General features: G+C 61.6%; 19 protein-coding genes. 7 read left to right on the forward strand and 12 right to left on the reverse strand.

Annotated features, from left to right (window positions below; genetic code table 11):
* Window positions 1-266 precede the first annotated feature (266 nt).
* Window positions 267-1,805 (reverse strand): CoA-acylating methylmalonate-semialdehyde dehydrogenase, encoded by a 1,539-nt coding sequence (locus AC3WOG_RS20500; RefSeq protein ID WP_492579847.1) that lies wholly within the window; start codon window positions 1,803-1,805, stop codon window positions 267-269.
* 131 nt (window positions 1,806-1,936) lie between these two features.
* On the opposite strand from AC3WOG_RS20500, the gene AC3WOG_RS20505 reads away from it, so the two are divergent.
* A complete protein-coding gene (locus AC3WOG_RS20505) occupies window positions 1,937-2,836 on the forward strand; it encodes a LysR family transcriptional regulator (protein ID WP_492579619.1) in 900 nt (299 codons plus the stop codon).
* A 270-nt stretch (window positions 2,837-3,106) separates the two neighbouring features.
* On the forward strand, window positions 3,107-3,643 hold the full coding sequence (locus tag AC3WOG_RS20510; RefSeq protein ID WP_492579620.1) for a class IV adenylate cyclase: 537 nt from the start codon (window positions 3,107-3,109) through the stop codon (window positions 3,641-3,643).
* Window positions 3,644-3,742: 99 nt separating this feature from the next.
* Here AC3WOG_RS20510 and AC3WOG_RS20515 read toward each other — a convergent pair whose 3' ends face one another.
* A complete protein-coding gene (locus AC3WOG_RS20515) occupies window positions 3,743-4,234 on the reverse strand; it encodes an Lrp/AsnC family transcriptional regulator (RefSeq protein ID WP_341313840.1) in 492 nt (163 codons plus the stop codon).
* 147 nt (window positions 4,235-4,381) lie between these two features.
* Between AC3WOG_RS20515 and phhA the strand changes: the two genes are divergently transcribed.
* Window positions 4,382-5,272 carry a phenylalanine 4-monooxygenase gene (phhA, locus tag AC3WOG_RS20520; protein ID WP_492579621.1) on the forward strand — a complete coding sequence of 297 codons (891 nt, stop codon included), beginning with the start codon at window positions 4,382-4,384 and terminating at the stop codon, window positions 5,270-5,272.
* Between the two features lie 103 nt (window positions 5,273-5,375).
* Window positions 5,376-5,666, forward strand: coding sequence for a 4a-hydroxytetrahydrobiopterin dehydratase (locus AC3WOG_RS20525; RefSeq protein ID WP_492579622.1), 291 nt, complete (start codon window positions 5,376-5,378; stop codon window positions 5,664-5,666).
* A gap of 87 nt (window positions 5,667-5,753) precedes the next feature.
* On the opposite strand, the gene AC3WOG_RS20530 is transcribed toward AC3WOG_RS20525, so the two are convergent.
* Window positions 5,754-5,978: a DUF3717 domain-containing protein gene (locus AC3WOG_RS20530; RefSeq protein WP_341313837.1), complete on the reverse strand. Its 225-nt coding sequence runs from the start codon at window positions 5,976-5,978 to the stop codon at window positions 5,754-5,756.
* A gap of 161 nt (window positions 5,979-6,139) precedes the next feature.
* Between AC3WOG_RS20530 and AC3WOG_RS20535 the strand changes: the two genes are divergently transcribed.
* Both AC3WOG_RS20535 and AC3WOG_RS20540 read left to right on the forward strand, forming a co-directional pair.
* Window positions 6,140-6,826, forward strand: coding sequence for a response regulator (locus AC3WOG_RS20535; RefSeq protein WP_492579623.1), 687 nt, complete (start codon window positions 6,140-6,142; stop codon window positions 6,824-6,826).
* 134 nt (window positions 6,827-6,960) lie between these two features.
* On the forward strand, window positions 6,961-8,469 hold the full coding sequence (locus AC3WOG_RS20540) for a sensor histidine kinase (RefSeq protein WP_492579624.1): 1,509 nt from the start codon (window positions 6,961-6,963) through the stop codon (window positions 8,467-8,469).
* 48 nt (window positions 8,470-8,517) lie between these two features.
* Here the strand turns inward: AC3WOG_RS20540 and AC3WOG_RS20545 are convergent, their stop codons facing one another.
* The 7 genes from AC3WOG_RS20545 to mnmC all read right to left on the reverse strand — a co-directional run bounded on the left by AC3WOG_RS20545 (window position 8,518) and on the right by mnmC (window position 17,692).
* Window positions 8,518-9,030: an SET domain-containing protein gene (locus tag AC3WOG_RS20545; protein ID WP_492579625.1), complete on the reverse strand. Its 513-nt coding sequence runs from the start codon at window positions 9,028-9,030 to the stop codon at window positions 8,518-8,520.
* Window positions 9,031-9,250: 220 nt separating this feature from the next.
* Entirely contained in the window at window positions 9,251-10,363 is a 1,113-nt protein-coding gene (locus AC3WOG_RS20550) for an NADH:flavin oxidoreductase/NADH oxidase (RefSeq protein WP_492579626.1), read from the reverse strand.
* Between the two features lie 73 nt (window positions 10,364-10,436).
* Window positions 10,437-11,150, reverse strand: coding sequence for a glutamine amidotransferase (locus AC3WOG_RS20555; protein WP_492579627.1), 714 nt, complete (start codon window positions 11,148-11,150; stop codon window positions 10,437-10,439).
* A 126-nt stretch (window positions 11,151-11,276) separates the two neighbouring features.
* Entirely contained in the window at window positions 11,277-11,915 is a 639-nt protein-coding gene (locus AC3WOG_RS20560) for a MarR family winged helix-turn-helix transcriptional regulator (protein WP_492579628.1), read from the reverse strand.
* Between the two features lie 537 nt (window positions 11,916-12,452).
* Window positions 12,453-13,568 (reverse strand): YbdK family carboxylate-amine ligase, encoded by a 1,116-nt coding sequence (locus tag AC3WOG_RS20565; RefSeq protein WP_492579629.1) that lies wholly within the window; start codon window positions 13,566-13,568, stop codon window positions 12,453-12,455.
* 104 nt (window positions 13,569-13,672) lie between these two features.
* The gene (locus tag AC3WOG_RS20570; protein ID WP_492579630.1) at window positions 13,673-14,878 is read right to left on the reverse strand and encodes a cation:proton antiporter; all 1,206 of its coding nucleotides are present in this window, start codon (window positions 14,876-14,878) and stop codon (window positions 13,673-13,675) included.
* A gap of 846 nt (window positions 14,879-15,724) precedes the next feature.
* Window positions 15,725-17,692: a bifunctional tRNA (5-methylaminomethyl-2-thiouridine)(34)-methyltransferase MnmC2/FAD-dependent 5-carboxymethylaminomethyl-2-thiouridine(34) oxidoreductase MnmC1 gene (gene mnmC / locus AC3WOG_RS20575; protein WP_492579631.1), complete on the reverse strand. Its 1,968-nt coding sequence runs from the start codon at window positions 17,690-17,692 to the stop codon at window positions 15,725-15,727.
* Window positions 17,693-18,106: 414 nt separating this feature from the next.
* Here mnmC and AC3WOG_RS20580 point away from each other — a divergent pair, with 414 nt between their 5' ends.
* Entirely contained in the window at window positions 18,107-18,385 is a 279-nt protein-coding gene (locus AC3WOG_RS20580; protein ID WP_006050811.1) for an HU family DNA-binding protein, read from the forward strand.
* 118 nt (window positions 18,386-18,503) lie between these two features.
* Here AC3WOG_RS20580 and AC3WOG_RS20585 read toward each other — a convergent pair whose 3' ends face one another.
* Both AC3WOG_RS20585 and AC3WOG_RS20590 read right to left on the reverse strand, forming a co-directional pair.
* Complete coding sequence (locus AC3WOG_RS20585; RefSeq protein WP_492579632.1) at window positions 18,504-19,814, reverse strand: GTP-binding protein; 1,311 nt, start codon at window positions 19,812-19,814, stop codon at window positions 18,504-18,506.
* Between the two features lie 209 nt (window positions 19,815-20,023).
* Complete coding sequence (locus AC3WOG_RS20590) at window positions 20,024-20,470, reverse strand: lytic transglycosylase domain-containing protein (protein ID WP_492579633.1); 447 nt, start codon at window positions 20,468-20,470, stop codon at window positions 20,024-20,026.
* Window positions 20,471-20,880: the final 410 nt, after the last annotated feature.

Raw genomic sequence — 20,880 nt, forward strand, 5'->3', positions numbered from 1 at the left:
AGGCGGGAAGCATGACTGCCTTGTCACTAGCGCGGAGTGCGCGAGAACACCGATTCCAGATGCTCCACTACCTCCTCCGAGCCAAGGGACCCGCTTACGAGCTGGCGGTGTAAAGCCGCTTTCTTTTGCCTACTTTTCTTTGCGGCAGGCAAAGAAAAGTAGGTGCTCCCCCGCACAGGGGGAACGCTAATAAACCAACAACAAAACAAGGAAAGGCAACACCGTAGGCATAACAACCAACAGCGCCGCCCAGGCAAAAAACCAAACTACTTAGCTACAGGCATAGTGAACTCAGCCCCCTTCCCGATACTATCGGGCCACCTTTGCATGATGCTCTTATACCTCGTATAAAACCGAACACCCTCTTCGCCGTAGGCATGATGATCACCGAAGAGAGACCTCTTCCATCCACCGAAGGAATGCCACGCCATGGGCACAGGAATAGGCACATTAATCCCGACCATCCCGATCTCGATCTGCCGGGAGAAGGCCCGGGCAACACCGCCATCGGAGGTAAACAAGGAAACCCCATTAGCAAACTCATTAGCGTTAATGAGCTCGACAGCAGAAGCAAAATCGGGCACCCGAACAACACATAGCACCGGACCAAAAATCTCCTCTCGATAAATCTTCATATCGGTGGAGACATCATCGAACAAGGTACCGCCAAGAAAGAACCCCTTCTCATGCCCGGCCACCTGATGCCCACGCCCATCCACAACCAGCTTCGCGCCAGCCGCAACCCCGGCGTCGATATAGCCGGCAACCTTCTCCCGATGCGCAGCAGTCACCAACGGTCCCATCTCGGCTGCCGAATCCATACCGTTGAGAATCTTCAGGCTCTTCACCCGCGGCGTCAGACGCTCGATCAACTCATCAGCAATATGGCCAACCGCAACGGCCACGGAAATCGCCATGCAGCGCTCACCAGCCGAACCATACGCAGCGCCGATCAACGCATCGACGGCCTGGTCGAGATCCGCGTCCGGCATCACCACCAGGTGATTCTTCGCGCCACCCAGAGCCTGCACGCGCTTACCGCGCTTCGTGCCTTCGGTGTAGATGTACTCGGCAATCGGCGTAGAACCGACAAACGACAATGCGCTCACGTCCGGATGCGCAAGCAATGCATCGACCGCAACCTTGTCGCCATGTACGACGTTGAACACGCCATCCGGCAAACCGGCCTCTTTAAACAATTCAGCTAAACGGTTCGATGCCGACGGATCGCGCTCGGACGGCTTCAGCACGAACGTGTTGCCGCACGCAATCGCCACCGGAAACATCCAGCACGGCACCATCATCGGGAAGTTGAACGGCGTAATGCCGGCAACCACGCCAAGCGGCTGACGCAAATTCCAGTTGTCGATGCCGCCGCCAATCTGATCGGTAAAGTCAGTCTTCAGCAGATTCGGAATGCCGCACGCGAACTCGACAATCTCGATGCCGCGCATCACTTCGCCCTTTGCGTCCGAAAACACCTTGCCGTGTTCGCGCGTAATCAGTTCCGCAAGTTCATCGTGGTGGCGGTCGAGCAATTCCTTGAACTTGAACAGCACGCGCGCCCGCTTGATCGGCGCCGTTTCGCTCCAGGCGGGAAAGGCGGCCTTGGCGGCAGCGACGGCCGCATCCACTTCAGCAACGCTCGCCAACGGTACACGCGCGCTCACGTTGCCAACCGCCGGATTGAAGACGTCGCCGAAGCGCCCGCTCGTGCCGTCGACGGTCTTGCCGTTGATGAAATGGGTCAGCGCGCGTGCGCTCGCCGCGCTCCGAAGTGTCTCGTCCTGATATGTCTCGCTCATTTTTTGTCCTCTTCCTGTGAAATCGTTCGCCCGCTGCACACAGCGCGATGAGCCAAAGATTACGGCGCTTCGGGACGACAAATCCAATGAGTAATGCTCAACTGCGCCATAAGCCGCGCTAATATCAGGATATGGATCTGATTCTGCTCCGGGCTTTCGTCACCGTCGCACGCGAGGGCAACCTTACGCGTGCTGCGGTGCAACTTCATTTGACCCAACCGGCCGTGAGCCTGCAAATCAAGCATTTGCAGGAGACGCTCGGCGTGACGCTATTCACCCGGACCTCGCACGGGCTTTCGCTGACACGCGACGGCCAGGCGCTGCTGCCGCACGCCGAACGCGCGCTCGGCGCGGCCAGCGACGTGCAGCGCGCGGCGGCCTCGCTGCGTCATGAGGTACGCGGACGATTGCGCATCGGCACGATTCTCGATCCGACCTTTCTACGCCTCGGCGGCTTTCTCAAGCAGCTGGTGGAAACCTGGCCGCACATCGAAACAGCCCTTCGTCACGGCATGTCGGGCTGGGTGCTGGAGCAGGTTCGCGCCGGCGAGCTGGACGTCGGTTACTACATCGGCCAGCCAGCCGACGACGATACGCGCGACGGCGCCGCGTTCCACGCCGTCACCCTCACGCACTTCCAGTACCGCGTGCTGGCGCCGGCCGGCTGGAAAGATCGCGTGAAAGGCGCGCGCGACTGGCGTTCACTCGCTGCGCTGCCGTGGATCTGGACGCCGCCGGCCTCCGCGCACAATAGATTGTTATCGCGGCTCTTTGCCGAGGCAGGCGTAAAACCGGTTAAGGTGGCGGAAGTGGATCAGGAGCCGTCGATGCTCGATCTGGTCAAATCAGGCGTCGGTCTCACGCTCGCGCGCGACGCTACCGCGATCGCCGAAGCGCATGCGCACGCGTTGACCATCGTCGAAGGCGTCACCGTGCCGACCCAGCTCAGTTTTATCACGCTCGCCGAACGCAAGGACGAACCCGCGATTGCGGCGGCGTTGAAGCTGATCGACCAGCAATGGGCGACCTAGAAGCGGCGCGAGCGCGATATGAGCCGCTCTCATGACAGCCTCGCACCATACCGCCTCGCGCGGCCTCGTACGGGCAACAGTCGATAGTCCCCTCCGGCCGGGCGCCCTCGCCTGAAACCACACCGTCACGCACTTTTTGTTAGATTGAGGGTTTGTGCTCACGCGCCGACCCCGCAACGTTTTGGTTCCGTTTGACTTTGTCCTTTGCGGCAGCTTCGCCTGGCAACACAGGCAGCCGCCGACCACTCCATCCTTCGACAGGAGCCTGACATGGCACGCAACATTGAAATCAAAGCCCGCGCCCAGCATTTCGAGCAACTGCGTGAGCGCGCTGCGCAGCTTGCGCCAGACGCGCCGCTGATTTTCCGCCAGCAGGACTTCTTCTACGACGTGCCGCGCGGCCGCCTGAAGCTGCGCCAATTCGACGACGGCACGCCGGCCGAACTGATCTTCTATCAGCGCGACGACCGCGACGGCCCGAAGGCGTCGTACTACACGCGCAGCCCCGTGACAAACGCCGAAGCGATGCACTCGCTGCTCGCCACCGCGTTGACCACGCGCGGCATCGTGACGAAGGAGCGCCACGTGTACCTAACCGGACGTACACGGATTCATCTGGACCGTGTGGATGGCCTCGGCGACTTCATCGAACTCGAAGTCGTGCTCGCCCAGGATGACGACGAAGAAGGCGGCCATGCGGAAGCGCATGCCATGTTCGCGCGCCTCGGGGTGCCGGAATCGGATCTGGTCGCGGTGGCGTACGTCGATTTGCTCAACGCGGACAGCGAGCCTGCACAAACTGCCTAAGCAAGCTGCCTGCACAAGCTGCCTAAGTCTTCACGGCCATCTTCACCGCCGCGGGTTGCGATAAAGCCTGCGGTGAAACCTGCGGCAGAAGGCGCCGCATCAAGCAGCGGTCGCGCCCGGCGATAGATGGCCAAGCGGCAGGGGTCCGTTGCGCTTGAATGTAGTCAGCACAATATTCGAGCGCACGCTATCGACACCCGGCACGCGCATCAGCTTCTTCATCACGAACGTCGACAGCGCATTGAGATCCGGCGCGACAATGCGCAGCAGATAATCGGCGTCGCCGACCACCGCGTGACATTCGAGCACTTCGGGCAGCACGTCGATCTGTTGCTGGAATTGTTCGATGATCGAATCGCCGTGGTGCTTCAACTTCAGGCTCGTAAAAGCCGTCACGCCGAGCCCGAGCTTCTCCGGACGCAGCACGACGCGATAACCGTCCACCACGCCCACCTGCTCCAGCCGTTGCAAGCGCCGTCCGATCTGCGACGGCGACAGCGGCACCTGCTCGGCCAATTGTTGATGCGTGGCACGGCCAAAGCGCTGCAGCACGTCCAGCAGCGCGAGATCGAAGTGATCCAGTTCCAACATGATTGATATCCGCATGAAGTCGTGATTTTATGCGAGATTATTGCATATACATATAGATAGATGCCATTATTGCGCCCTTTCCGCGCACACTCCGCTCTACACTTGCATCACCGGTTCAACCTCGCAGTCACCGTAGAGCGCAGCACCATGTCCGCAGCGAACACCGCCAAACTGAAAGAGCAATTCGACGCCGGCCTCGAAACCCGCGCCGATTTCACCATCGACCAGCCGACCGATCGTTACGGCGCGGTCGATCACGCGGTGTGGCAACAGCTTTACGCGCGTCAAACCGCGTTGCTCAAAGGCCGTGTGTGCGACGAGTTTTTGGCGGGCGTCGAATGCATCGGCATGCCGGCTGACCGCGTGCCCTCGTTCGACGAAATCAACGCAAAGCTCACACCCGCGACCGGCTGGCAAATCGTCGCCGTGCCCGGCCTCGTGCCCGATCAGGTGTTCTTCGAGCACCTGGCCAACCGCCGCTTTCCCGTGACATGGTGGATGCGCCGTCCGGACCAGCTCGATTATCTGCAAGAGCCGGACTGCTTTCACGATCTGTTCGGCCACGTGCCGCTGCTGATCAATCCGGTGTTCGCCGACTATATGCACGCGTACGGCCGCGCCGCGCTTGCCGCCCATGACGCCGGCGCGTTGCCGCTGCTCGCCCGGCTCTATTGGTACACAGTCGAATTCGGCCTGATCCGCGACGCAGCAAGTCCGAACGGCGTCAAAATCTACGGCGCGGGGATCGTATCCAGCAAAGGCGAAACGCTCTACAGCCAGCAAAGCGCGGCGCCGAACCGGCTTGGCTTCGACCTCGAACGCGTGATGCGTACCCGTTACCGCATCGACACGTTCCAGAAAACCTATTTCGTGATCGACGACTTCGCGCAATTGTTCGGCGTCGCGCAAACCGATTTCGCGCCGCTGCTGGCAAAGCTGGCCGCCGAGCCGGCATTCGCGGCAGGCGACGTGCTCGAGCGCGACCAGGTTATCACGCGCGGCTCGCAGGAAGGTTGGCCAGCCGATGGCGATATCTGACGACAAAAGCCGAATCGCCTGACTGCGCGCTGGCGGCATCCGTGAAAAAATAGCAGATGCGCACGCCTACCGGCGCGCCTGTTCAGATCAATGAGGTAGCACCATGATTCACAAACTGACTTCCGAAGAACGCGCAACACAGGTCGCGCAACTGCGCGGCTGGCAAGCCGTGGCCGGCCGCGACGCGATCCAGCGCCAGTTCAAGTTCGCCGACTTCAATGAAGCGTTCGGCTTCATGACGCGTGTGGCCATCAAGGCGCAGGAAATGGACCACCACCCGGAATGGTTCAATGTCTACAACAAGGTGGAGATCACGCTGTCGACGCACGAAGCAAATGGCTTGACCGAGCGCGACATCAAACTGGCCCGATTTATCGACAGTATTACCGCGTAATACAAGCGCTCACGCGCATTCACGCATAGAGGAATTCAGCGATAATGAAAGGGCTTTGCAGGCAATCCGGCGCCTAAACCTTCAGTTCTACAGGCCATTCTTAAGGCGCACGTAAGAATCCCACGCTTGCCGGGCAATCCCGTCCAAACGATCCGGCGATAGCACGTGCTGACGCTGTACAATCATCAGCGCATACGGCTTGGAGAGCGCGCTTGCCTCCTTGCACAAAACGAGTTCGTCGCCGCTCGAAGGTGAGCGGGCGCGCCAGAAGTTGATCGCGGCTTCCAGTTCGTGAATCGTTATCTCGGACATGACTTTCGTGATTGCTCCACGGCCGCTTTATGGCTGCTCGATGGCTGCTTTATGGCCGTTTCATGCTGGTCCGGCACGGTCATGCCGCACGCCGCTGTGCAGCAGGCGCCCCGGCGAACCGCTTGCCCAAACGCCTAACCCATTGTACTTGAGCGAAATCCATGCGACTCCTTCTGATCGAAGATGACCGCCCCATCGCACGCGGCATCCAAAGCAGTCTCGAACAAGCCGGCTTCACGGTCGACATGGTCCATGACGGCATTTTCGCCGAACAGGCCCTCACGCAAAACCGCCACGAACTCGTGATCCTCGATCTGGGCCTGCCCGGCATCGACGGTATGACGTTGCTGTCGCGCTTTCGTCAGAGCAATCGCCACACGCCGGTGATCATCCTGACCGCGCGCGACGAGTTGAACGACCGCGTGCAAGGCCTGAATTCCGGCGCGGACGACTACCTGCTGAAGCCGTTCGAACCCGCCGAACTCGAAGCGCGCATCCGCGCGGTGATGCGCCGCAGTGGCCCGCACGGCGACATGCCGCGTCCGGAAGTATCGCTGGGCGGTGTGCGTCTGTCGGGCGTCGATCGCCGCATCTTCAACGACGACAAGCCGCTCGAGCTGTCGCCGCGCGAATTCGCCGTGCTCGAAATGCTGCTGCTGCGTCACGGCCGCGTGGTCAGCAAGGCCCAACTGCAAGACCATCTGACGCACTTCGGCGGCGATCTCGGCGATACCGCGATCGAAGTCTACGTGCACCGGGTGCGTAAGAAACTCGAGGCCTGCCGTGTCGAAATCGTCACGGTGCGCGGCTTTGGTTACCTGTTGCAGGAAATCCGCCAAGCCGCATAATCGTCGTGAAGACCGCCAACTTCGTTGCGGCCTGACGGCGCCGGGCCGGCGCCGCGCACTCCGTGCGCAGCTCGCCGGCATCCGGCGGCATTTCACGGCACACTGGCCGTTGCCTCTTTCCCGCGCGTTCGATCATGCCCCAGCCGGCCGCCAATAGTCTGCGCCGCACGCTGTTGCGGCGCCTCGCCGCTCCCCTTTCGTTGCTCGCGCTGATGAGCGGCCTCATCGCTTACTGGCTGGCGTGGCAGTACACGCAGCATGTGGTCGACCGCTCGCTCGCCGACCTCGCCACCGCCATCTCCAAACAGATCCAGATTGCCGGCCCCGACGCACGAATCACGGTGCCGCCTCTCGCGCAAGCCATGTTCTCCGATCCGGTCGAACAACTCGTCTATCGGATCAGCAACGGCGAAACCGAAATCGCCGGCGACCATAACCTTCCGCTGCAAGGCACGAGTGTGCGTCGCATGCACTACGCGTACGTATTCGAAACGCAGCACGAAGGTGTGACGGTGCGGGTGGCCCAGGTGCGCGTCGACCAGCCGACCGGCAATCCGATCGTCGTCGAAGTCGGTCAGCCGGTGCATCATCGTTTTCGCATCGCCGCGGAGTTTCTGGTTGCGATCATGATGCCGCTGCTGCTGCTGCTGCTCGCCGGCTGGGTCATCGTGTGGCGCGTCGTCAATCAGCAGCTCAATCCGCTGACCGATCTCGCGGATTCGTTGAACCGGCAAACCCACACGTCGCTCGAGCCGGTCGACGAGACCTTTGTGCCGGTTGAAATCCGGCCGCTCACCGGTGCGCTGAACGCACTGCTGGGTCGTCTGAAAACCGCACTCGACGGCCAGCGCAAATTTATCGCCGACGCCGCGCATCAACTGCGCACGCCGCTTACCGCCGTCAAGCTGCATGCGGAACAGGCGGCGGTCGCGCGCGACCCGCAGCAGACACTCGCCGCGGTGCGCGAACTGCGAGCGGCGGCTGACCGCGCCGTGCGGCTGTCGAACCAGTTGCTTTCGCTGGCGCGCGCCGAGCCAGGCGAACAGGCGGCTCGGTTCGTCACGGTGGACATGGCAGCGCTCGCGTTCGACACCGGCGCGGAATGGGTGCCGCGCGCGTTGGCGTCCCACGTCGACCTGGGCTTCCAGCGTCTCGACGACCCGGCCAACGATCATCCGCTGATGGTGCGCGGTAATCCGGTGTTGTTGCACGAAGTGATCGCCAATCTGCTGGATAACGCGCTGAAGTATGTGCCGCCGTCGCGCTTCGACGGTGGCCGCATCACCGTGACGGTTTCGCAAGCGGTGATCGACGAACTACGCACGGCCGAGATCGTCGTCGAAGACAACGGGCCGGGTGTACCGCTCACGCAACAGGCCGATCTGTTCAAACGGTTCTTCCGCGGCGACGGCCAAAGCGACAGCGGCGTGGATGGCGGTGCGGGTCTCGGTCTCGCGATCGTCCACGACATCATGGTGCTGCATCACGGCAGCGTGCATTACGAAGACGCGCCGGATGGCGGTGCGCGCTTTATCGTGCGCATTCCGCTCGCGCCGGCCAGCGTTCAGCACGACGCCGACAGAGAAACCGACAAGCGGCTCCCGGCAAAAAAATCGGCGCACTCGGCGCCGATCGATTTGTAACGATAGCGGTCAGCGGGCTGCCTTTGTTTGCTTCAGGCAGCCCGTGTTTTATTTCTTCTTCGCTTTCTTCGCCGCCTTGGCGGACTTGGCCGATTTTGCGGCAACCTTCTCTTTCTCCGGCAGCGCCAGCATCGTGCCGCGGCACTTACGCGCGCCGCAACGGCATTCGTATTCCTTCTTGAGCTTCTTGGTCTGACGCGCGTCGATCACGAGACCGTAGTCGTAAAAGACTTCCTCGCCCTCAGCGATGTCGCGCAACGCATGCACGTACACGTGACCGTCGATCTCCTCGGCTTCGCAATTCGGCGCGCACGAGTGATTGATCCAGCGCGCGCTGTTACCTTTCACCTTGCCGTCGATCACCTTGCCGCTGTCGAGCGCGAAATAGAAGGTGTGATTCGGTTCGTCCGGATTGTGCGGATGACGACGCAATGCTTCTTTCCAAGTGATCCGCTCGCCCTTGTATTCGATCAACCGCTCGCCGGCCGCAATCGGTTCGAGGGCAAACACGCCTTTGCCGTGCACACCCGAACGGCGCACGGCGATCCTGCGTGAACTCATTGAATGAATCCTTGTGAAGAACTGGGGGTGAAGTTCCGACGGCCGCCAGAATTGCCCGCCTCTGGCGCGCTGCTTTTTCTGACGCGGATAGCAAACGCGGCGCCTTGCGAGCGCCGCGTCGACCTGCGACGCTCGTGCGCCACAACCGGCATCCTACACGCTCAAGACGGCTTCGTTCAACCGTCAAAAAGACGTGCTCGCATGAGGCGCGCTGGCAGGTTCACCGTTGTCCGAACGAAATGTCGCCGAACAGCGCTTTCTGATCGCGTGGCTGAGAGCGCCAATACTGCGGCGGCGCTTCAACCGTCGCACCGAGTTGCGCCGCGGCGTGCCACGGCCAGCGCGGGTTGTAGAGCAGCCCGCGGGCAAGTGCGATCAGATCCGCGTCGCCTGCTTCGATAAGTTGCTCGGCGTGGAACGGGTCGGTAATCAGCCCAACGCCGATGGTGGTGAGACCCGTTGCATGTTTGACGGCTTTCGCGAACGGTATCTGATAACCCGGTTCGAGCGGGATCTTCTGCAACGGCGAGACGCCTCCGGACGACACATCGATCCAGTCGCAGCCACGCGTTTCCAATTCGTGCGCGAACACAATCGTGTCTTCCAGCGTCCAGCCGCCTTCGACCCAGTCGGTCGCGGAAACCCGCACGCCAACCGGTTTGTCGGCGGGAAATGCGGCGCGCACGATCTCGAAGATCTCGAGCGGAAAGCGCATGCGATTTTCAAGCGAACCGCCGTAGTCGTCGCTGCGTTGATTGGCGATCGGCGACAGGAACTGATGCAGCAGATAGCCGTGTGCCGCATGCACTTCCAATGCATCGATGCCGAGCCGCGCGGCGCGTCGCGCAGAAGCCGCGAACGCCTCGCGAATCCGGTTTAACCCCGCAGTGTCGAGCGCCAGCGGCGGCTCTTCACCCGCCTTGTGCGGCAACGCCGACGGCGCATGCGGCAGCCAGCCGCCTTGCGACACCGGGATTAGTTGGCCGCCTTCCCACGGCACATGGCTCGACGCTTTACGCCCGGCGTGTGCGAGTTGCATCGTGACCTGAATGTGCGAATGCTTGCGGACCGCGGCCAGCACCGGCACCAGTGCGGCTTCGGTCGCGTCGTCCCACAGGCCGAGATCGCCCGGCGTGATGCGGCCGTCCGCTTCGACCGAGGTCGCCTCGATACACAACATGCCGGCGCCGGATAACGCGAGACTGCCGAGATGGATCATGTGCCACGCGTTAGCCTCGCCACGGTCGGCGGAATACTGGCACATCGGGGACACGACGATACGATTGGGAAGCGTCACGCTACGCAGCGTGAGCGGAGAAAAAAGCGCGCTCATGGATCACGTCCAGTGAAAACCCAAGAGCGGTCGAGCATAGCACCGCAGATGAATTACTGCAGGCTCGCGCCGCTCAAGGTTTCGACTCGACCTGATCGAGCCACTCGCCGAACATCCGGCGCGCCGCGGCTTCCAGCCCCGGACCGAACTGCGCGGTCTCGGCCCGCAATTGGCGCGCGTCGATACCGTGGCCGGCAATCTCACCGGCATTGCCGATCAGCCATGGCTCGAAACGGTCGGCGCGAATCTCCGGATGACACTGCAGGCCCAGCACGTGATCGCCCCAGGCAAACGCCTGGTTTTCGCAGGCGGGCGTCGACGCAAGACGCGTGGCATGCTCGGGCAGATCGAAAGTGTCGCCGTGCCAATGCAGCATGGAAGTGTGCGCGCCGTCCAGATGACGCAGCGGCGAGGCGCGGCCGGCATCGGTAAGCGTCAGCGGGGTCCAGCCGAGTTCGGTATGACCCGCGGGATACACGCGCGCCCCGAGTGCGCGCGCGATCAATTGAGCGCCGAGGCAAATGCCCAGCGTCGGCAAGCCGGCGGCAATGCGCTTTTCGACCATCGACAGGAGCGGCGCGAGCGTCGGGTAAAGCGCATCGTCCGTTGCGCTGATCGGGCCGCCCAGCACCACCATCAGCGAAGCCGCAACCGGGTTCGGCGCCTCGATACGGGCAAAGCCGACATCGAGATAACGCACCGGGCGGCCACGCTCGCCGAGCACCAGTTCAAGACTGCCCAGATCCTCGAAGTGCACGTGGCGAATGGCCAGAACTTCGCGATTCATCAGCCTGTCACCTTCAGGTTGACTAAAGACTTGCCGCTACGCGGCGCGAACCGGCCGGCAGGCGGCATGTGCCGCCTGCCGGAACACGGCTTCGCAGTGTAGCGGATTGTCCCGAAAGAAGCCGCCTTATTGGGCGAAGATCTTCCAGGTCTTCTTCTGGGTGGCGACGTCGGCGGTTTCATGCACCGAGCAATCGAGACGCACATCCGTATCCGCCATGTTCAGATCGAGCAGCGCGCAGTGATGCGGCGTCTTCTTCGGATTCTTGCTGGGCTCGAAGTGCGTGCAGCTCAGGCACATGCGATGCGGCGGAATGTTGCCTTGCGCTTCCAGCTGGCGGACGGTCTTGAGCAGCGTGCGATAGAACAACGACTGCTCTTCGTCACGCAGCGTGCCGACTGCTTTGGCCAGAAAGTCCGGCCATTGTGCGGCGCGCTTGGCGGCCGTGCGGCCACGCGCCGTCAGACGAACCGCCAGGGCGCGGCCGTCGTCGAGGGCGCGGCGCTTTTCAACCAGGCCTTTGGTTTCGAGCGTGCTCACCGCATCGCTCGTGGTCGCGGCGGTCAGGGCCGTTTCACGGGCGATTTCGCCGAGACGCATCGGTCCCTTGCGCTGCATCAACAAGACCAGGATTTCACCCTGAGTCGGCGTGAGTCCCGCGCCTTCCGCCCATTCCCAAGCCTGGCTTCGCATCGCCGTGCTCAGTCGCAATAGGCTATGGGTCACTCGCCCGGTTGCCTGTTCTCCGTATACGCCTTCGCTCATAATCTTCGATTGGTTTATTTAAAGCATGCGTGCGATGCCGGCGATTCTCGGCCGAACTCACCCGTAGCCTGTGTGGGGTAGCCTCGCCCAACTGCAGACGAGACGGAATCTACTATCTCAAAAATTTACCGCCCTGCAAGCCAAAGCGGCGAAAACGACATTCTATGCGAGAGCGGCGAATCGTACAGCTAAGTTATCCAACGTAAGCTGTGGATAACCATGGGAAAACGCGGGGGACTGCGTGTGTGCCGATTCTTGATAAGCCCCTTCGCCCCACCAGCCCCTGCCGAAGTTGTCCTTCTTTCCCCGCGCCGATGCACGTCCGATCAGCCCGGTTATGGTTTACGCAGTGCTTTGACTTTGCAGGGAATTATTCAGTTGTCCACAGGCCAATGCAATGCTTGTTAACTACTACTACGTTTGTATACGTAAACTATAGAAAAACCTGAAGCCCCCCGAGCTGGAAAATTAATTTACGAAAAAAACCGCTCGAAGTGGGTCTCCCTTACAGTTTAACGTAAGCAATCCTGCGTCTGGCTACGCTCGCCACTGCAAACACTGCTGCCGCACGGCTTCGTGCAAGGATTTTTCCCTTTCGACAACGCTGCGCAACCACGTCGCATCATTGACCTGGCCGCGTGCGATCGCGCCGATCTCGGCAAGCGCGTTGCCTGAACCCAATGCCTCTGCATGCGGCGCGATCAGGTCGAGTGTTTCGAGGATATCCTCGGAAATCGTCTTGCGTTCGCCCGTTTGCGGATTGATGCAGGTGCCGGCCAGACCGAAGCGGCACGCTTCGAAGCGGTTGAACGTGTAGACGAGGTAATCGTCTTCCTTCGGCGTCAGCGGTTTGTCGAGCAGCAGATGCCGTGCAAGCGTCTGGATGTAGCAGGCGATCGCCGCGGCGCGATCCACCGACAACGGCGTATCCATCACGCGTACTTCGATCGTGCCGAAACCCGGCTTCGGCCGAATGTCCCAGTAGAAATCTTTCATGCTGTTGACCACGCCCGTCTGGACCATTTTCGAGAAATATTCCTCGAAGCTGTCCCACGTCAGCACAAAAGGCGCGCGGCCCGACAGCGGAAACGCGAACACGGAATTCAGGCGTGCCGAATGAAAACCGGTGTCGACGCCTTGCACGAACGGCGACGAAGCAGACAATGCAATGAAGTGTGGAATGAAGCGCGACATCGAATGCAGCAGGTACAGCGCGCTATTCGGATTCGGGCAGCCGATGTGCACGTGCTGGCCGAACACCGTGAACTGCTTGGCGAGGTAGCCATACAACTCGGACAGATACTGAAAACGCGGCGTATCGACAATCTGCCGCTCGCTCCACTGCTGGAACGCGTGCGTGCCGCCGCCGCACAAGCCGACGTTCAGATGGTCCGCGGCGGAGACCAGGGTGTCGCGGATCTTGCGCAAATCGGCGACGGCCTGTTCATGCGTCGTGCAGATGCCGGTCGACAGCTCGATCATGCTTTCGGTGATTTCCGGCGTGATGTTGCCGGGGATTTTTTCGTCCTTGATGAGGCGCAGCAGATCCGAGCCGGCTTTTGTCAGATCATAGTCGTGCGTATTGACGATCTGCATCTCGAGTTCGACACCGAAAGTGAACGGTTTCGAATCGATGAAGGGTTCGAGTGACATGGCGTCCCCTAAGTCAGGTCGGCCGGGCGCGTGTCGATGCCCGGCCGTTTTTGAATCGAATAAGTCTGGGTAAAGCGTATGCGGCGTAGAGAACCGGTGTGGGCTTACTCTTCGCGCCGTTCGCCCACTAGAGCAAGGCTGCGATACACGAGCCACGGCCCAAGAATCTGCAGCACGAAAATCGAACACATCACGATGGCCCGCAATTGCGGATCGAAATTCGGATAGAGGTTGTAGGTATCGTCGACGAGCAGATAGGCGAGCGCGGACATCGGCGACAACGACAAACCGAGCGCCATCCCCTGCTTCCAGTTCAAGCCGCTCGGTTTGGCGAACGCCATGACGCCCACCAGCTTGGCGACCAACCGCGCAACGATCAGGCCCAGCGCCGCGACGCCGCCGAGCGCGATATGTTTCCATTCGAACGAAGTCAGCGTCAGCACGAACAGAATCACGGTTAACAGCCAGCCGGCCGTGCCGAAATGTTGCGGCCATAATTGCGGACGCGCTTCAAGATTCTTCACGATGATGCCCGCGGCCAGCAGCGCAAGAATCGTCGACAGCTTGAACAGATGGGCAATCGCGATTGCCAGCAGCACGAGACCGATTAGTGCGACAAACGAATGCTCATCCTGCATGTTCAGGCGGCGATAAAAAAACGTGCAGGTTCGCGCCAGCAGATAGGCCAGCACGAGCGAGCCGGCCAGCAGATACAGCGGCTGCAGAATCGTTGCATACACGTTGCCGTAAACCTCCTGATGCAGCCAGCTCGATACGAGCTTTTCGATCACCACCGCATACATGCTGTTCAGCGCGGTCAAGGTCAGCAAACGTTGGGTGACCTGACCTTCGGCGCGCAACTCGGTTTTGAGCTGGATCACCATGGCGGGCGAAGTCGCCATTGCGATTGCGGCGAGCACCGTCGCCACCATCAGCGGCACGTGCAGGAACAGCAAAACCGGCAAGACAAGCGCAAAAGTGAGCGTGGCTTCGGCGACGCTCGACAGAATCAGCCAGGGATTGCGGCGAATCCAGCGCAGATCGAGCCGGCTACCCAGTTCGAACAGCAATAGGCCGAGCGCGACATCGAGCAGCGGCCGCGCGTCGCTCGCGGAATCCGCGTCGATCACGCCGAAACCGGCTGCGCCTGCCACAAGACCAATGACCGCGTAACCGGAAATGCGCGGCAGACGCCAGGCTCGAAAGCAAAGTTCACCGCACAGACCTGCGGCGAGCAATGCGAGACCAGCCCAAAAAATGGCGTCGGGCGTAAGTGGCCAAGCTGGAAAAAACGAAAACGCCGACTTCATCGTGGTGGGTTCTCCTTTGCTGCAACGGCAGGCGACACGAACCGGCGCAAACACCGGCGAACGGGTGAGCGCGTGAGTCGCTCACTGTCGCGATCGCTTCGCGTGACCAGCGTTGCGAGTTTCTAACGATCGGATGATCTGAATGCGCCGCAGCCGCAAGGAGCGCAGCGCATTCTGGGGTGCGGCCGCAGCAACCGGCACGGCACGGTGAAAAGAATGCCGTCGACTCTGAATCAGATTCTGATCGACCGGCACCGTTCCGTTGGTGCGTGTGCCGCTTGAGGCGAGGCACGACGCGGGAAGAACGGCGATTGTGCCATAGCTTTTTCAGCCTCGACCGAAAACACACGATCTTGCTGGCAAAACGGTAAAAACGTACGTCATCTTCGCGATGGGTGGAAAAAGCGACCGTTCTGCAGGTGAATCGGGCCGTCACAGGGTACACGCCGAGTGCGACAGATAGGCTTTTCGCGGTGACGGCGCCGATGTTTTTCGCGCCGATTTTTGGGGTTTGGCTACGACGACGCACGTCGATCTGGCTACGGCCTTTCTGTTTACTGGTTTACCGTATGTATACGTAGTAACAGTTAACAAGGTGACTCGGTTTCTGTGGATAACCTTGGTTTACCGAAACGAATCATCGGCTTGCCAGCCGCATAACCGGATGCACAGCGTGTGCGGCAGCGGCGGGTATACGGGGGTAACTTTTTGGGATTTCCAACGGCGGCAAAGTTACCCCGTTTACGTCCACAACGGTTCCACATGAGTTGCGCACGTAAACCGAGCAGTTATCCACATGTTCCGGTGGATAACATTTTTTAGATGCCGCCCGTGCAAGGTGCGCCGCTAACCTAGGGTGCCTTGCCGCAATGCGCGCAACAGGAAGCGCGCCGGATCGATGTCTTCAGCCAGATCGCGCTCGAGCGGCCACGGTTCACCTTCGATCTGCGACGCGATCAACTCCGCGCCGAGCGCCGCCCATACCAGACCGCGCGAACCGTAAGCGAACGCGCCGTACAGGCCTTCGGTACGCGGCAAGTCGAGCGGCCATGCGCCGCGCAGACGTTGGGCATCGCGCGTTGCCGCGGCCTCGTCGGCGAAGTTGCCGACCATCGGCAACCGGTCGCTCGTGACGCAGCGAAAGGCGACGCGCCCGGCTAGCGACGCCGCCCGTGCCGGATCGACGATGTCGCGAAACGCCGGCAGCATCTGCGCAACACGCTCCAGGTTTTCCAGGTGGCCGTCCGCGCGCAGCGAGGTGTCGGGGTCGTCGAGATCGTAGGTGGCGCCGGTTAGCGTGACGCCGTCAGCGAGCGGGACCGCGTAGCCTTCGCCGATCACCGGCATGCGCAACGGCGGCACGCTGCCCGGCGGCAGCAGGGTCAGCTGGCCGCGTATGCTGCGAGTCGGCGCGTGCTGCAAACCGGCGATGCGCGCGGCATCGTGTGCGCTCGCGACGATCACCACCGGCGCGCATGCGACGGCGTGTCCTGTTGCGTCGAATACCGTCCATTGATTTTCCGACCGCTCGATTCGCGCGACGTCCACGCCGAAGCGGCGTTCGAGTTGCGCGCCCGCCGCCGCGCATTGCGCGGCGCACAGCGAGGCCGGATCGATCCAGCCGCCGTGCGGGAAGAGCCAGCCGTTCTGCGCGAGCGGCATGCCTGCGAGGCGTCGTGCTTCGGCTAGCGACACCGGTGTCACATAGTCGGATGGATAGTTGAATGCCGCGAGCGCCTCGCTCATCAACCGTGTTTCTTCGTTGTTCGCGGCGATCTGCAACAGGCCCCCGCCACCGCGTAGCGGCCGGTGACCCAGCCGTTCGAGCGCCGCCCAGCGTCCGAGCGTGTAAAGAAAACCGGCGCGCGTCATGCGTGAGGCGACGCTGTCGTCGCGCGAGATCATCGGATGGAATACGCCGGCGGGGTTGCCCGACGCGTCTTGCGCCACCGATGCATGCCGTTCCAGCGACGTGATGCGCCAGCCGCGCGCGGCAAGGCGCTCGATCACCGCACAGCCGGCGAGCCCGGTGCCGATCACAATGGCATGCCGCTCGTCGACCGCGAGCGGCGCCGGCGGCTCGTAGCGGCGCACGCGCCAGCGCGGCGCGAAGTGGCCCACCAGCATTGCCCGTTTCCAGCCGAAGCCTTCCACCTTCCGATATTCGAAGCCGCATTGCGTCAGTGCGCGCTTGATGTCGCCCGCGCTGCTGTAAGTGCTGAACGTGGCGCCCTCGCCCGCCAGACGCGCGAGGGCCTTGAAGATCGCCGGTGTCCACAATTCCGGGTTCCTGGCCGGCGCGAAGCCGTCCAGGTAGAACGCATCGGCGCGCAGCCTCAAGGTCGGCAAGCTTTCAGCGGCGTCGCCGAACACCAGTGTCAGCGTAACCCGGCCTTCCTCGAATTCCAGCCGTTGGGTGCCGGGTACGAGCATCGGCCACGCTTCGGTCAGCTTGTCTGCGAGCGCGGCAATTGAAGGATCGGAAACCGTTTTCGCGTACACGCTGCGCAAATCGGCTCGCGTGAACGGATGCTTCTCGGTCGAGACGAAGTGCAGCCGCTCGCAACGTGCGGGATCGGCGCGCCAGGCGGCCCAGGTCGTCAGGAAGTTGATGCCCATGCCAAAGCCGGTTTCGAGCACCGTGAAAATGCGGCGTCCCCGCCACCGGTCCGGCAGCGCATTGCCTCGCAGGAAAACGTATTCGGCCTGTTCGAGACCGCCGACGGCGCTGTGATAGATGTCGTCGTAAAGGGGCGAAAAAGGGGTGCCGTTGTCGCGAAACGCGAGGGTGGCGGGGATCAGCGGATCGGTCATGCGCGGCGGAAAAATGACGCTCGGAAGAGCAGATCAAGCGTTACCACCGGGGCGCGCAGGTCGCCGGGCGGCGAAAAAGACGCGCCGAACGTTGGCAAAAACCAACGCCAAGCCCCGTCCATACTGGGTTTCAGCCCTCGGTTCGAGCCCGCTAACAGCAAAAACAGCGATTTCCCTGCTGTATCGGCCCCGGAACCGTTAATTCTTCGAAACCCTTGTCCTGATTGGGTTTGCGCTGCGCTATCATAGCAAGCGCCGCGAAGGGAGCGGCAGCACGGCCGCCGGACAGTCATCTGCCCGGCGCTATTGTCCGGAGGGGATCCGGAGCCGCAGCTGCTCGACGGCGCGGCGCGCGCACGTATAATCGGCGCGTTCGCGCTGTTCGTGTCAACCTAAACTCAGAAAGGAACCTTAATGAACAAACAGGAACTGATCGACGCCGTCGCAGGTCAGACGGGCGCCAGCAAGGCTCAAACCGGTGAGACGCTGGACACGTTGCTTGAAGTGATCAAGAAGTCTGTGTCGAAGGGTGACGCGGTCCAGTTGATCGGCTTCGGCAGCTTCGGTTCGGGCAAGCGCGCAGCACGTACGGGTCGTAACCCCAAGACCGGCGAAACTATCAAGATCCCGGCTGCCAAGACCGTCAAGTTCACGGCTGGTAAGGCGTTCAAGGACGCAGTCAACAAGCGCTAAGCAGATTACTGCCTGGCAGTTGACACCCGCCAACGGCGGGTTTTTTTTCGTCCGCGATTCGGTTTGGGTTTAGCCGCGACGGGCGTCGCGGCTAAACCTTCTGGCTGGGGAAACGGGCTCAGTCGTGGCGATGCACGATCTCGCCGTGGCCATGACCGTCGTGGTCGTGATCATGATGGTCGTGGTCGTGGTCGTCTTCGTCGAAGCCCCATGCCGGGAACGGGTCGGCGAACTGTTGCCACGCTTGCGGTCCCGCCGCATATTCCGCATCGGTCAGCAGACACGCGTCGAACTTCGCTTTCCAGACGGCCGGGTCGATGCCGATGCCGATCAACACCAGCTCCTGGCGACGGTCGCCGATGCTCAGATCGTCCGGATCGCCGTACCAGTCGCCGGCAATTTCGGCCGCCAGCTCGTCGTCGCCGTCCGGCCATTCGCTGCGCTCCTGGGCGGCCCACCACATCCCCGCCGGACCATGTCGGCAAGCGCCGCCCGCCTGCGACAGCGAACCGGCGATGTCGTTACGCGTGGCGAGCCAGAAAAAGCCCTTGCTGCGCAACACGCCCTGCCACTCCTGATGCAGCAGCGCCCACAGACGTTCCGGATGAAATGGCCGCCGCGCGCGGTAAATGAAGTTGCCGATACCGAATTCGTCTGCTTCGCCGTGGTGAGCGTGGCCGTGCTCGTGGTCGTGATTCAGCGACGCCAACCAGCCTGGCGCGCTCGACGCCTCGTCGAAATCGAAGCGGCCGGTGTTCAGCACTTCAGCGAGCGGCACCGCGCCGAAGCGGCTCACCACCTGCACCGCGCGCGGATTGATGCGCGCGAGGATGCGTTGCAAACGCGTGAGGTCGTCGGCGCTGACCAGATCGGCCTTGTTGACCACCAGCACGTCGCAGAATTCGATCTGCTCGATCAGCAATTCGACCAGCGTGCGGTCATCTTCGTCCGTGGCGGCGATGCCGCGTTCGGCGAGCGCATCGGCCGAACCATAGTCGCGCAGGAAATTGAACGCATCGATCACCGTCACCATCGTATCGAGCCGGGCGACGTCGGACAGCGATACGCCGTCGTCGTCGACGAAGGTGAAGGTTTCGGCGATCGGCATCGGTTCGGCCACGCCGGTCGACTCGATCAGGATCGCGTCGAAGCGCTTTTCACTGGCCAGGCGCTTGACCTCGATCAGCAAGTCGTCGCGCAGCGTGCAGCAGATGCAGCCGTTCGACAATTCGACGAGTTGCTCTTCGACATGCGAGAGCGCGGCGGCGTCGCGCACGAGGGTCGCGTCGATATTGACGGCGGCCAGATCATTGACGATCACGGCTACGCGCAAACCCGCGCGATTCGCGAGGATGTGGTTCAGGAGCGTGGTCTTGCCGGCGCCCAGAAAACCGGAGAGCACGGTGACGGGCAATAGCGGCTGGTTCATTGCAGTACGGAAACGCAAGAGGATTGGAAGGCGTGCCGGGCGCGGGGTCCGATGACTCCCTGACCAGAACGATGGCCATGCGCCGACAGCAGCACGAAGCCGCATTGTGCATCAAACGGACAGTGGCCGCGTGACGGGCCCGATATGGAGAGCTTGCACAACTTCGGGCACAAGCGCTGGCTGGGGGCCTGCGCCGGTACCGCTGCCGATCAGTGCGCAGCCGGCATCAGATTCCACTTGCGCAGGATCGCGGCGATCTGCTGCGCGTATTTATCACGCAGCGCCGGTGTTTCGGAGTGGTAGGCTCCGACTGCTTGCCACGTATTGCCGTACTTGTTCATCTGGCGGCGCAGATGCCATGCGGCGATATACACGTTCTTGCAAGGCTCCATCAGCGTCCCTTGCGAGATGCCGTACTGCGCGAGCGTGGGCAGATGGACCGAATTGATCTGCATGACCCCGTAGTCGGTCGAGCCGTTTGCGTTCTTATGCTGCGCGTCCGGCCGATTGTGCGACTCCTGCCACGCAATCGCGCGCAGAATCAAGGGGTTGACCTTCTGATACCCCGCCGCCGCATCAAAGCAGTCGGCGCGCGCGGACCCTGCTGCGGTCAGCACGGCAAGTCCTGCGGCGACAGTGGCGAGGGTTCGTTTCATCGGTCAAGACGACTAAGCAAATCGCAAGGGTAAGGTCTGGTAAGGTAACCGGTCGGCCAAACTTCAGTCGCTTCAAGCCGCTGAGCCGCGCTGGTCGGGCGTGTGCCGGGCATGGGGGAAAACCCGCGTAGTCAAGCTACAACCAGTACCCTGAACGGCTCGTATCATACCGGCAGGTAATCGAGCGTCAAGTTGGCTAACCGACATAATCCAGCTAAAAAAGAAGCACTTATGCGGCACCGCGCACGGAAGCGCGAAAGCTTTCAAATACTTAACGATCTGGAAGTCTCTTTAGAGTAATCGCACGGGGCTGTTTGTTTTGTGACAAATCCGACATGAAAAACTGTTACTGTTCATTTTTTTCGGATATTGAGTGGCTGGCATCCGTGGCGGTGATTGCCCGTGAAGCC

Source organism: Paraburkholderia sp. FW306-02-B, from assembly GCF_058782725.1.